The sequence below is a fragment of the Rahnella aceris genome (assembly GCF_011684115.1).
GTDB lineage: Bacteria > Pseudomonadota > Gammaproteobacteria > Enterobacterales > Enterobacteriaceae > Rahnella > Rahnella aceris.
In genome coordinates this window covers 239,886-252,413 of the sequence record NZ_JAADJV010000004.1, presented here as the reverse complement: position 1 = coordinate 252,413, position 12,528 = coordinate 239,886, and the positions used below count along the sequence as shown (strand labels likewise).

At 53.7% G+C, this 12,528-nt stretch carries 9 protein-coding genes; 5 read left to right on the top strand and 4 right to left on the bottom strand.

All coding sequences use genetic code 11. The features are described from left to right. Nucleotides 1–98: 98 nt before the first annotated feature. Both ygjJ and ygjK read left to right on the top strand, forming a co-directional pair. Nucleotides 99–1,181 (top strand): protein YgjJ, encoded by a 1,083-nt coding sequence (gene ygjJ, locus GW591_RS19360; protein WP_014411472.1) that lies wholly within the window; start codon nucleotides 99–101, stop codon nucleotides 1,179–1,181. After that, entirely contained in the window at nucleotides 1,181–3,562 is a 2,382-nt protein-coding gene (gene ygjK / locus GW591_RS19355; protein ID WP_166861258.1) for an alpha-glucosidase, read from the top strand. Before ygjJ ends, ygjK begins: the two co-directional genes overlap by 1 nt. A 531-nt stretch (nucleotides 3,563–4,093) precedes the next feature. Here the strand turns inward: ygjK and cytX are convergent. Continuing rightward, complete coding sequence (gene cytX / locus GW591_RS19350) at nucleotides 4,094–5,347, bottom strand: putative hydroxymethylpyrimidine transporter CytX (RefSeq protein ID WP_013573488.1); 1,254 nt, start codon at nucleotides 5,345–5,347, stop codon at nucleotides 4,094–4,096. A gap of 156 nt (nucleotides 5,348–5,503) precedes the next feature. Then, complete coding sequence (locus tag GW591_RS19345; RefSeq protein WP_013573489.1) at nucleotides 5,504–6,160, bottom strand: Qnr family pentapeptide repeat protein; 657 nt, start codon at nucleotides 6,158–6,160, stop codon at nucleotides 5,504–5,506. A 187-nt stretch (nucleotides 6,161–6,347) separates the two neighbouring features. Here GW591_RS19345 and dcp point away from each other — a divergent pair, with 187 nt between their 5' ends. The 3 genes from dcp (at nucleotide 6,348) to GW591_RS19330 (ending at nucleotide 10,464) form a co-directional block, all read left to right on the top strand. After that, on the top strand, nucleotides 6,348–8,501 hold the full coding sequence (dcp, locus tag GW591_RS19340; RefSeq protein WP_013573490.1) for a peptidyl-dipeptidase Dcp: 2,154 nt from the start codon (nucleotides 6,348–6,350) through the stop codon (nucleotides 8,499–8,501). Nucleotides 8,502–8,638: 137 nt separating this feature from the next. Next, nucleotides 8,639–9,697, top strand: a complete 1,059-nt coding sequence (locus GW591_RS19335) for a bifunctional transcriptional activator/DNA repair enzyme AdaA (RefSeq protein ID WP_013573491.1) — start codon at nucleotides 8,639–8,641, stop codon at nucleotides 9,695–9,697. A 14-nt stretch (nucleotides 9,698–9,711) separates the two neighbouring features. Beyond that, the gene (locus GW591_RS19330) at nucleotides 9,712–10,464 is read left to right on the top strand and encodes an isocitrate lyase/PEP mutase family protein (RefSeq protein WP_013573492.1); all 753 of its coding nucleotides are present in this window, start codon (nucleotides 9,712–9,714) and stop codon (nucleotides 10,462–10,464) included. Here the strand turns inward: GW591_RS19330 and GW591_RS19325 are convergent. Then, nucleotides 10,436–11,650, bottom strand: coding sequence for an MFS transporter (locus tag GW591_RS19325; protein WP_166861256.1), 1,215 nt, complete (start codon nucleotides 11,648–11,650; stop codon nucleotides 10,436–10,438). The two genes, GW591_RS19330 and GW591_RS19325, sit on opposite strands and share 29 nt — an antisense overlap. A gap of 132 nt (nucleotides 11,651–11,782) precedes the next feature. After that, nucleotides 11,783–12,484, bottom strand: coding sequence for a TetR/AcrR family transcriptional regulator (locus GW591_RS19320; RefSeq protein WP_126124577.1), 702 nt, complete (start codon nucleotides 12,482–12,484; stop codon nucleotides 11,783–11,785). Between the last annotated feature and the right edge of the window lie 44 nt (nucleotides 12,485–12,528).

Genomic DNA, 12,528 nt, shown 5'->3' with positions numbered 1-12,528 from the left:
TTTACCTAATTTTAAGTATATTTTAGTAAAATATTTACTAGTATGCGTTTTACTTCTGCTTTCCTGTTCATAATAACCAAACAAAGAAGCGCATACCGATGAAGAACACATCATTAAATAAAATATTAGTACTTTTATTATTTTCCTTATCAATGAATTTGCGGGCGCAGGAACCGGTTGTCCCCGCCGAACATAATGAATCAGCACCACCGGAAATAACGCCGGTCAGCCGCGACGCCACTGCTTATCGCTTTTATGGCGAAATGGGCGGCGGCGGCAGCGTGTATTTAAATGGCAAAGATCAGCACAAATACAGCGACGGAACCTATATCGAAGGTGGTCTGGAAATAAAACACGGTAACTGGTTCGGGCTTATTTACGGCGAAGGCTGGACGGTACAGGCCGATCATCACGGAAACGCCTGGGTGCCTGATCACCGCTGGGGCGGATTCGAAGGCGGCTTAAACCGTTTTTACGGTGGTTATCGTACTGATCGGGGCACCGAATTTATCCTCAGTATGCGCAACGATTCCTCGCTGGATGACCTGCAATGGTGGGGCGATTTCACGCCGGAATACGGCTACGTGATTCCTAATACCCGCGATTTAACGCAGGCAGTGAAGGTGCAAAACCTGACCGGCAAGTTTCGTTACAGCCTGACCGCCGCACCGCAAAGCCGTGTTAATGAAAGTACTGCATTGCTCCATTTCGGAAAATACGACCGTTATTCAGATAAATACACCTATCAGGCGATGGTCAACGGCTACACGCAATATGATCTGATGGAAGGGCTGACGCTGCTCAACGGTCTGGAACTGACCGATGGCACCGGGCAGCTATTCCTCGCGGGTTTGCAGGGTAAAAATCTGGCAGGGCGCGTCTGGCATCACACCGGCAAAGGCGACAGCAGCCATTCCGGCCACGAATCAGGAATGATGGTCAGCGCCATGGTTGAAGCGGTCACCGGACTGTATTTATCCACCGCGTACAGTTATGCCGAACATTCGCGGGATACTACTTTCGATACCACCACGTCTTACGCACAGGCCGGTATCTGGTACGAATATTACGGCGGCCGGTTCGCGACCGCATTAGACAGCAAATTCTATATGAGCAATGACAATACCGGCGCCAGCAACTCGGTATTTCTTATGCAATATTTCTACTGGGGAAAATCATAATGAAAAAAATTAATCCGCACCGGCCGCTCAGTTTAATTATCTGTGCTGCTTTATTTATTTCTGCACACACACAGGCAGAAAACGCCGAGACTTTGCGGGCTGATTCGTTTAAAAACGTTATTAACCGTACCGGCGCGCCGCAATATATGCTCGATTATGATTTCGACGAGCATCAGCGTTTTAATCCTTTATTTGATGAGGGTGCCTGGCACGGGCATTTACTGCCGTCTGGCCCGCAAGGTATGGGCGGATTCCCTGGACCGGCGCTGCTGACCGAAGAATATATCAACTTTATGGCCGATAACTTTGACCGGCTGACGGTGTATAAAGCCGGACAAAAAGTCGCGCTGAGCATGACCGCTTACAGCATTCCCGGGGCGCTTATCCAGACGCTGACCGCGCCCGGCATCCGCATCGACATGACCCTGCGTTTCGCGACGTCCCGCACTTCTTTGCTGGAAACTAAAATCACCACGGATTCCCCGCTGGAACTGGTCTGGGACGGCGAACTGCTGGAAAAGCTCCGCGCTCAGGAAGGAAAACCGCCATCGGATAAAACCATCGGGCAGGAATATCCGGGGTATACGCGCCAGATCCTGCCGGTTGCTGACGGCCTGCGTGTGATTTTCGGCAAAGTGCGCGAGGCCTCAAGCCTGATGACCTCCGGCGAGTCCGAATATCAGATCCACAAATCCCTGCCGATGCAGATGACGGTTACAGGCCATCAGTTTACCGGCAAAGCCAAAATCGCCGGTTCCACCACGTTTTACACCACTTATTCGCATCTGCTGACGGCCGCTGAGGTTCAGAAAGAGCAGCCGAAAATCCAGGATATTCTGGCGCATCCCCAGCCTTATCTGGATGCCTCGCAAAAACGCTGGGAAGGCTACCTGAATGCCGGTCTGACAAACCCGAAAGCAACCAAAGATCAGGAACGTGTGGCGGTGAAAGCCATCGAAACATTAACCGCTAACTGGCGCGGGGCGGCAGGTGCGATGAAGTTTGATTCGGTGACGCCATCGGTGACTGGCCGCTGGTTCTCCGGCAATCAGACCTGGCCGTGGGACACCTGGAAACAGGCGTATGCGATGGCGCATTTCAATCCCGAGGTGGCGAAAAACAATATCCGCGCCGTGTTTGCCTTTCAGATCCCGCCCGGTGATCCGGTTCGTCCGTGGGATGCCGGTTTTGTACCTGATCTGATTGCCTATAACCCGGGTCCGGAACGTGGCGGCGATGGCACCAACTGGAATGAGCGCAACACGAAACCGAGTCTGGCGGCGTGGTCGGTGATGGAAATCTACAAAACGACCGGTGATAAACAATGGCTGGCGGAGATGTACCCTAAACTGGTCGCTTATCACGACTGGTGGCTGCGTAACCGTGACCACAACCATAACGGCGTGCCGGAATATGGCGCCACGCGCGATAAAGCGCATAACACCGCTGACGGCAAAATGTTGTTTACCGTCAGGGAAGGGCAGAAAGAACAGACCGAATCCGGGCTGAAAAACTACGACCGCGTGGTGAAATCCGGTCAGTACGACAGCATCGAAATCCCGGCGCAGGTGGCGGCTTCGTGGGAATCGGGGCGGGATGATGCGGCGGCCTTCGGTTTTATCGATGCCGATCAGCTGGCGAAATACATCAAAAATGGCGGTAAAAAACAGGACTGGCAGGTCAAATTCGCCGAAAACCGTTCGGATGACGGAACGTTGCTGGGGTATTCGCTGTTACAGGAATCCGTCGATGAAGCCAGCTATATGTACAGCGACAACAAATACATGGCCGAAATCGCCGACATTTTGGGCAAGAAAACAGCCGCCGCAGATTTTCGCGCGAAAGCCGTCAAACTGGCCGGATACATCAACACCTGCATGTTCGACAGCCGCAGCGGCTTCTTCTATGACATCCGCATTGAAGACAAACCGCTGGCCAACGGCTGCGCGGGCAAACCAATCGTCGAACGCGGCAAAGGCCCGGAAGGCTGGTCACCGTTGTTTAACGGTGCAGCGACGCAGGCGCATGCCGACGCCGTGGTGAAAGTGATGAAAGATGTGCGCGAATTTAACACCTATGTGCCGCTGGGCACCGCCGCACTGACCAATCCGGCGTTCGGTGCAGACATTTACTGGCGCGGCAGGGTCTGGGTCGATCAGTTATATTTCGGCCTGAAAGGCATGGAGCAATACGGTTACCGCGAAGATGCTGTGAAAATGGCACAGGCCTTCTTTGATCACGCCGATGGTCTGATTTCGGATGCACCTATCCGGGAAAACTACAATCCGCTCAACGGCCAGCAGCAGGGCGCACCAAACTTCTCATGGAGTGCGGCGCATCTTTACATGCTGTACAACGACTTTTTCGGCCAGGGGAAATGAGACGGTAAGGGCTGAATTTCAGGCACAAAAAAACCGCTTCAGAGAGCGGTTTTTTTGTTGGGTGATTCAGTTAGCGCTAAATCAACCCAGTTTCACGCTTTAATAATAAGCGGGATCAGGCAACCCAAACGCCACTAACTTACACCAGGGGTGGGAAGGCAGCAAGTTTAAATTCTATACACATATCCTTATTGTTTTTATGGTCTTGGTGGTAGCATCTGCGCGGGGCTAGTTTGCCCGTTTAGCGACGGGTCACCGGGCTTGAAATTAGCACTTGAGTACCGCGCGGACAGGCAACCCAAACACTGCTTGTCCTTCTCCAGTCGGTCCCGGTGCTTATTGGTGAAACGCGGTTGTAAAAGGCCGCATCAATGAATAAGTGTATTTATGCACTGATCGTTGTACTGGGTTCTTTGATGACAACTGCTGGTGATGGATGGAACGTTAATGTTTCTCATATCAACATCAATGTCAGCACGGGCCCGGGTTTGTAGCAGTAGAGAAACCGCCCTTCGGGGCGGTTTTTTTATCTCAGGCTTTACGCCCTAATCCCCAGCACACCAGCCCCGCCACCAGCAGCGACGGAATTGTCGCGCCGATATCCGGCAGCAGATTTGCCATCAGATGATAAACCACAATGCCGGTAATCCAGGCTGCGAGGGAACGTATATTCAGGTCTTTTTGTGTCTGCCTGCGCAGAACAAAATGATGCGTCAGCACCACACCAAACAGCGGCGCAAACACGGAGCCAATCAGCAGCAGGAAGTTTTCGTATTGCGTCAGCGGAACGGCCCAGGCGATCAGCGTACACAGCAGGCCGATACCCAGCGTCAGTTTACCCACGCTGACCGGCAGGGAAGTCCCCGCCGACACCGCCGCTGAGTGAATATCCGCAAAGGCATTTTCATGCTCATCCACCAGAATCAGTAACAGCGGAATACCCAGTGCGATCCCGGAAAGCGCCAGCAGCAGCGCATTGGCATCGGTCGAGGTGCTGACAAACGCCAGCGTATACGCCACGCCGAGCGCCATCATCCACACGCTGCCGAGGAAATATCCGCAGGCCGTTCCCCAGAAGTTTTGCCGCGCAGATTTGCCGAAACGGGTGTAATCCGACACCAGTGGCAGCCACGAAAATGCCATCGACACCACAATATCGCAGGCCAGCGCGAACGGCATCGAACCGTCCCCGGCTTTATGCCACAGTGTGGATAAATCGGCGTGCAGGAACAGATAACCGGTCAGCCACGCACAGCTCGCCAGCAACAGCCAGATCCCCCAGCGGCGCAGTACCAGGCGGATAAACGCCAGCGGCCCGCTGGCCGCCAGCAAGGTGGCAACGACGCCGAAAATAAACGTCCAGAGGGTCGGATTCGCCCAAAAACTGCCGTCGCCCCAGGCGCGTTTTGCCAGCAGACTGGCCGCATCGCGCATCACCACAATTTCGAACGCGCCCCAGCCGATCAACTGGATCAGATTGAACAGCACCGGCAGTGCCACGCCGCGTTTGCCGAGGCTGAGCCTCAGCGACGCCATCGACGACATGCCCGTCTGCCCGCCGATCACCCCGACCAGTGCCAGCAGCGCAACGCCGACGGCAGACCCCAACACAATGGCTGCCAGCGAGCCCGCCAGCCCGAGGCCCGGAGCCAGAATGGCACCGGCCTGCAATACCATCAGACCCATACCGAGCGAGAACCACAGCGAGAATAAATCAGACCAGCCCAGCACCCGTGATTTTTCCGGCACAGACGCCTGAGGCGAATAAATACTATTATCTTTCATGAGGTTAATTTCGTGGCTAAAGCGAAGGTCTGTTATAGCATATTGCGGTGAGATTCTGATGAAGGGCGGAGGGGAAGCGCACTTTCCGGCGGGCAGCCTGGGGATTTCAGGCACAAAAAAGCCGCTTCAGAGAGCGGTTTTTTATATCGTATCCTCTCACTTCGAATGGATCACAATCATCCCCAATTTTTCCAGCAAATGACTCTGCTGCCAGTCGTCGATTTTCACGCCATCGAGATCGACTTTACGGATATTCAGCTCACCCAGATCGGAGTTCGTCAGGTCGCAATGGGTAATGTTGACGTTATTCCAGTCGAACTCGGTGAATTCGCCGCCGGAAAGGTCGGAGCCGCTGAAGTTTGCGCCCTGCACGTTCGCGCCGGTCCAGCGGTTTTCCCATAACTCGCATTTCTCCAGAATGACTTTGCTGAAGTTCGCGTAGCTGAAGTTATTTTTGGTCATGAAGGCGCTGCAAAACCAGGTGCGCGAGGTGATCATATTCATAAAACTCGCGCCGCTGAAATCTGCGCCAGTGGCTTTGCATTCACGGATTTCACAACCCAGTGCCTGAATGTTTTTGAAATCAGCCATCGTCAGATCACAGCGTTTAAAGCTGGCATCCTGCAATTTTGCATGCTGGAAAGAGCAGCCTTTTTGTTCCCCATCATCGTAAAACAGACAATCGACGAACGCCGTTTCTGACAGATCGGTGCTGTCAAAACGGCAGCGGTAAAAGCGGCAGTTCTCCAGTGTCTCGCCGGTAAACTGCTTCACGCTAAAACGCTGGTCACTGAACGTCTGGTCTTTGATCATCGGAACCTCTGTCATCTTTTATGCCCTGCTAAGGCCGGTATCCTGACAGAAAAGTTTTATCGAAAATATGGAATCCGCCTCGTAATAACACGATTTACCTACGTTTGCCTTTTGCCGGATCGCTGAGTGAGGTCTATTCTCAATGACTTAACGGAGCACTTCTCTCACTCAGATAAGGAAGACTGGAATGCGTTTGTCATCTCTCTTTTTGGCAACCAGCCTGGCTGTCAGCCAGTTTGCAGGGGCTGCGGAAACCGCACAGCCCGCCACTCAGGAGCACGTCATGAATCACGCTATTAATGCCGATAACCCATTTCTGAAACCCAGCCCGCTGGAATATCAGGCGCCGCAATTTAATCTCTATAAAGACAGCGATTATGAACCGGCGATCCTCGAAGGCATCCGCCAGAAACTGGCTGAAGTCGATAAAATCGCCAGCGACAGCGCGCCGCCAACCTTTGAAAATACTTATGCGGCCCTGGAAAAATCCGGCGTCATGCTGCAACGCGTGCAAAACGTTTTTGGCGCGATGACCGGCGCGAATACCAACGATACGCTGCAAAAAATTGACGAAGATACCTCGCCAAAACTGGCGGCGATGGATGACAGCATTCATCTCAACAGCAAGCTGTTTGCGCGGCTGAAAGCGGTCTATGACCAGCGCAGCAGCCTGAAAATTTCCCCCGAATCACAGCGCCTGATTGAGGTGACTTTTAAGGATTTCGAGCTGTCAGGTGCCAATCTTTCGGATGCGGATAAAGACAAACTCAAAGCGCTGAATCAACAGGCGGCAACGCTCAGCACGCAGTTCACTAATAAATTGCTGGCCGCCACCAAAGCGGGCGGGCTGACGGTGAAAGATAAAGCGCAGCTTGCCGGGCTGAGTGACGCCGAATTATCGGCAGCCGCGCAGGCCGCCAAAGACCGCAAGCTGGATAATGCCTGGCTTCTGGTTTTGCAAAACACCACGCAGCAGCCGTTGTTACAGTCACTGGATGACCGCGACACGCGCCAGGCACTGTATGAGGCCTCAATCAATCGCGCTGAAAAAGGCGATGCCAACGACACCCGTGAGCTGATTGCGAAGCTGGCAAAAGTTCGCGCACAGCAGGCTCAGGTGCTGGGTTTCCCGAGTTATGCCGCGTGGAAACTGGAAGATCAGATGGCGAAAACGCCGCAGGCTGCACTGGATTTCATGCACAAAATTGTGCCAGCCGCGACCGCCCGCGCGCAGCGTGAAGCGCAGGATATTCAGGCAGAAATCGATAAACAGAAGGGCGGCTTCAAAGTGACTGCCTGGGACTGGCAGCACTACGCCCAGCAGGTTCGCAAAGAGAAATATGATCTGGACGACGCGCAGATCAAACCCTATTTCGAGCTGAATAATGTGCTGGAAAACGGCGTGTTTTATGCCGCTAACTTGCTGTATGGCATCACCTTTAAAGAACGCAAAGACCTGCCGGTTTACAATCCTGATGTGCGGGTTTTTGAGGTGTTCGATAAAGACGGTAAATCGATGGCGTTGTTCTACGCCGATTATTATCAGCGCGATAATAAAGGCGGCGGCGCATGGATGAGCAACTACGTCGATCAGTCGAAATTGCTGGGCACGAAACCGGTGATTTACAACGTGGCGAATTTCCAGAAACCGGCGGCGGGGCAACCGGCGCTGCTGTCGTGGGACGACGTTATCACTATGTTCCACGAATTTGGTCACACGCTGCATGGCCTGTTTGCCGATCAGGAATATCCGGGTCTTTCCGGTACCGCGACGCCGCGTGATTTTGTCGAATTCCCGTCGCAGTTTAACGAGCACTGGGCGAGTGATCCGAAAGTGTTTACTCACTTCGCCAAACATTATCAGACCGGTGAAGTGATGCCGCAGGCTTTGCAGGACAAAATAGAGAAGGCCAGCAAGTTCAACAAAGGCTATGACATGACCGAACTGCTGGCGGCTGCGTTACTGGATATGCACTGGCACAGCCTGAGCGCGGACGCACCGCAGCAGGATGTTGATAAGTTTGAAGCGGAGTCGCTGGCGAAAGATAAAGTGAATCTGGCGTATGTGCCGCCGCGCTACCGTTCCAGTTATTTCCAGCACATCTGGGGTAACGGCTATGCCGCCGGATACTATGCCTATCTGTGGACCGAAATGCTGGCTGATGATGCCTTTGCCGGTATCACTGAGCAGGGCGGGCTGACGCGGGAGAACGGTCAGAAATTCCGTGATCAGATCCTCTCACGCGGTAACAGCGAAGATCTGGAAAAACTCTACGAAACCTGGCGTGGCAAGGCTCCGTCAATTGAGCCGATGCTGAAAAACCGCGGACTGGAGGAGTAAAAATAGCCGTGCCCGGTATCACGCCGGGCACGGACACTCTTGCTGTGAATATTTAAAATCAACGCCCGAAAAACGTCGCTTCTCCCGCTGAAATTCCCCTATGCTTTTCCCCATGTTTCCGGTCTGCGAGTGAAATCATGCTGTTCGATTTACCTGACGATGATGTGCTTTATGCTGCGCTGATTGCCCGTGATCCGGCCTATGACGGCTTTGCTTTTGTCGGCGTCAAAAGCACCGGTATTTTTTGCCGCCTGACCTGCCCGGCACGAAAACCTAAGCGCGAGAACTCGGTATTTTATCCGTCGATGGTCAGCGCGATGGAAGCCGGATTCCGGCCCTGTAAACGCTGCCGGCCGCTGATGCAGGGCGGAGAAAAAGACCCGCTGGTGCTGAAATTGCTGGCTGCGCTGGAAAACGAGCCAGACAAAAAGTGGAGCGAGGGCGATGTGCAGGCGATGAACGTTGATCCTTCCACCGTCCGCCGCGCCTTTAAACGACAGTTTGGCATCACTTTTCTGGAAATGGCGCGCTTACGCAGAATCGGCAAGGGTGTCGATGCGCTGGCCGGGGGAGAGCCGGTAATTGATGCCCAACTGGATGCGAGTTTTGAATCCGGCAGCGGATTTCGAGCGGCGATCACCCGTCAAATCGGGCTGAACCCGAGCCAGGCCAGAAAGCATCAGTTTCTGAAGGCTGACTGGCTGGATACGCCGATCGGTTCCATGCTGTCGATCGCCAGCCACGACGCACTGTATCTGCTGGAGTTTATTGATCGTCCGGCATTACCTAATGAAATTGAGCGGCTGAAACAACTGACGTCCTCTGAAATTATTTTTGGACGAACGCCGCTGATTGATCAGCTCGAACTGGAACTGGCGGCGTATTTCGCGGGTGAAAAGCACACATTTATCACGCCACTGGCGGAATTCGGTTCATTGTTTACCCGTAAAGTCTGGGATGCGCTCAGGGCTATTCCGGCGGGTGAACTGCGCAGTTACTCCGCGCTGGCGGCGGATATCGGGCAGGCCACGGCTTCCCGCGCAGTCGCCCGTGCCAACGGGGCTAACCAGATTTCAATCCTGATCCCTTGTCATCGCGTCATTGGTGCTGATGGTTCGCTGACCGGTTACGGCGGCGGATTATGGCGCAAGCGGTGGCTGATTGAACACGAACGAAGAATGGCGTTGAGCCGCTAAACGAGGAGCAGGGTATGAATCAGCAAAGTCGGGCACTGGCATTTTCACAACTTCACCAGAAGCACAATCCGGTCATTTTATACAACATCTGGGATGCGGGCAGCGCGCTGGCGGTGGCGCAGTCGGGGGCAAAAGCCATCGCTACCGGAAGCTGGTCGTGTGCGGCGGCGCAGGGGTATCAGGATGGCGAAGCCATGCCTTTTTCCAGCCTGTTACGGACGGTGCAACGCATTGCCTCTGTGATCAGTCTGCCGCTCACGGTGGATTTCGAGACCGGTTATGGTGCGGATCGCCGCGACAACCTGAGCGCACTTTTGCAGGCGGGTGTCGTGGGTATTAATGTTGAGGATCAGCAAATGGGATTATCCGCGCTGAACGGCGTCCGTGAACAATGCGAGATTCTGAACTCGCTTCGTCAGGTGGCGGAAAATCAGGGAATGGCGTTATTTATCAATGCGCGCACCGATGTTTTTTTACAGGAACCCGACGCCACGCGGCATCCGGTGCTGATGGCGGAAGCTAAAAAGCGGCTGACTGCCTATAAGGATGCGGGAGCCAGCGGTTTTTTTGCCCCCGGTTTGAGTGACCTGACACTGATTGCCGAACTCTGTGAGGTATCAGCGCTGCCGGTGAACATTATGGCCAGCAATCTGACACCACCGCTGGCTGATCTCACGGCGGCGGGTGTCAGCCGGATAAGCTATGGCCCGCATCCTTATATCGGGCTGATGGAAACCCTTAAACAGCACGCGGCTGTGCTGTATTAGCCGCCAGACGGTGCCCCATCCAGAAGAACAGCAGACCGCCAACCGAGGCGGCAATCAGCGCGATAAACATCACCGGCGGGGCGGTGTAACTGAGCAGAAAACCACACATGACCGGGTTTATCGCGCCACCCAGATTGCTCAGGTTCTGCATGCCGTAATAGCTGCCCTTCATATTTTCCGGCGCGATAAAGTCGATAAACATGTATTCCACCGGGATAACAATCATTTCGCCAAAGCTGAAAATCGCCATCGCGATCACCCAAAGCAACACCGATTGTCCGGCGGTCATAAAGCCGATCAGGCCGATGATGAAGAAAATCGTGCCGAGAAGCAGCCATTTCAGCAGGCTGTTTTGTTTCATCCGGCTGCTTAATACGTACTGGAAGGTAATAACAATCACGGCGTTGGTGATCATCACCGCGCCGATGATTTTGTACGCAAAAGCGGCGTTTGAGACCAGAATCAGGTACTGCGAGAGATAACCGGCGAATTGCCCGAACACCACCGAACCCAGCGTGCTGCCCAGTGTGAAGTAAATCAGACGACGGTCATGGGCCAGAATGCTCAGTGTCTGGCGAAGGTTCGGTTTTGGCAGGGGTTTCTGTTCCTGTTCTGTTTGCGGCGGTTTATGCGGGATATTGCGCAATCCCCAGGTCAGGGAAATCACGGTACCGAGCGCCAGTACGCCGGAAATCACGAACGGCAGCAGCGGGCTGAAACCCGCCAGCCACACGCCCAGCGACGAGCCCACTGCCCAGCCGACATTCACCAGCGTGTAATTCATCGAAAATGCCTTCACCCTTTTTTCTACCGGCAACCAGCTGGCGATACAGGCTTTGAGCGTGATGCTGAGCAGGGCGTAAGCGGCATTGAGCAGCGCCAGTACCAGCAGCACGCCGGTCACATTCGGCAGAAACGGCAACAGTAAAAAGCTCAGCCCGAACAGGCTGATGGAGACGGTAATCAGCGTCCGGTGATTGAATTTATCCACCAGATAGCCGCCGTACAGACTACTGAGAATCCCGATTGCCAGGCTGGCACCGAGAATGATCCCGACGCTTTTGGGCAGCAGATGATAGTGCTCAGTCAGATAAATAGTGATAAACGGCAGTGTGACGCCACGTCCGATAGTGAGTACTAACGAACTGGCTAACAGCGCGAGAATTAATGGCGGCATTCCCTTCATGTTGAATGGCATTCCCTGATTAACAGCAACATTTTCGTTACATCATAAAGGAGTCTGCACAGTATTTTTCATTACAAAAAAGAGGGATTTAAGAGAGTTGCACGGGATAACCCGCGCAGGTCGTGGCCCGGCTTATAACTTCTGCGGCGCAACGCCGTGGAACAGCAAAAGGGCGACGTGTTTACGCAACATATCGGGGGAAATGGGTGACGCGCCTTCCCGTCTCATTTTCATTGAGGCCATCGGGAACAGCGTCAGACCGAACAGGGAAATGAACAGCAATGCCGGATTGAGATCCGGATTCAGTTTTCCTTCGGCCTGCCAGCGGGTAATGCATTCCTGTACGATTTTGCGGTTTTTGTCGCCGTTACGTTCTTCCATGCGTTTTTTCAGCATACCGCTTTCGCTGATGACTTCCCGCACCCACAACGGTGCCACCCACGGGTATTTTTCTGCCGCATCAATCATGCACTGCGCCATATTGGTGATCGCCAGAAGTGGATCGTCGGCATGTGTTTGGAAAATGTCAGTAAATCCGGCACGGACTGGCTGAAAACGTTCGTCGATCATCACGTCCAGCAGTTGTTCGCGGGTCTTGAAATAGTAATGCAGCATGGCAGTAGTGACGCCTGCTTCTTTGGCGATCATGCTCAGCGGCGTTTCGGCGATGCCGTATTGGGCAAACAGTTTCAGGGCGGCGTCCAGCAGCAGTTCACGCTTATCCGCTCCGGATTTTGCACTGCGCGGACGACCCGGACGACGCACGGGCGTGTTGGCTTCGTTTTGATCCTTTTGTGCGGATCCTGGCGTTTCTGAGATTTTTCTGTCTGCCATAAGGAGGGCGATCCATTGACCAGATGAATTTGATGCTTCAATAT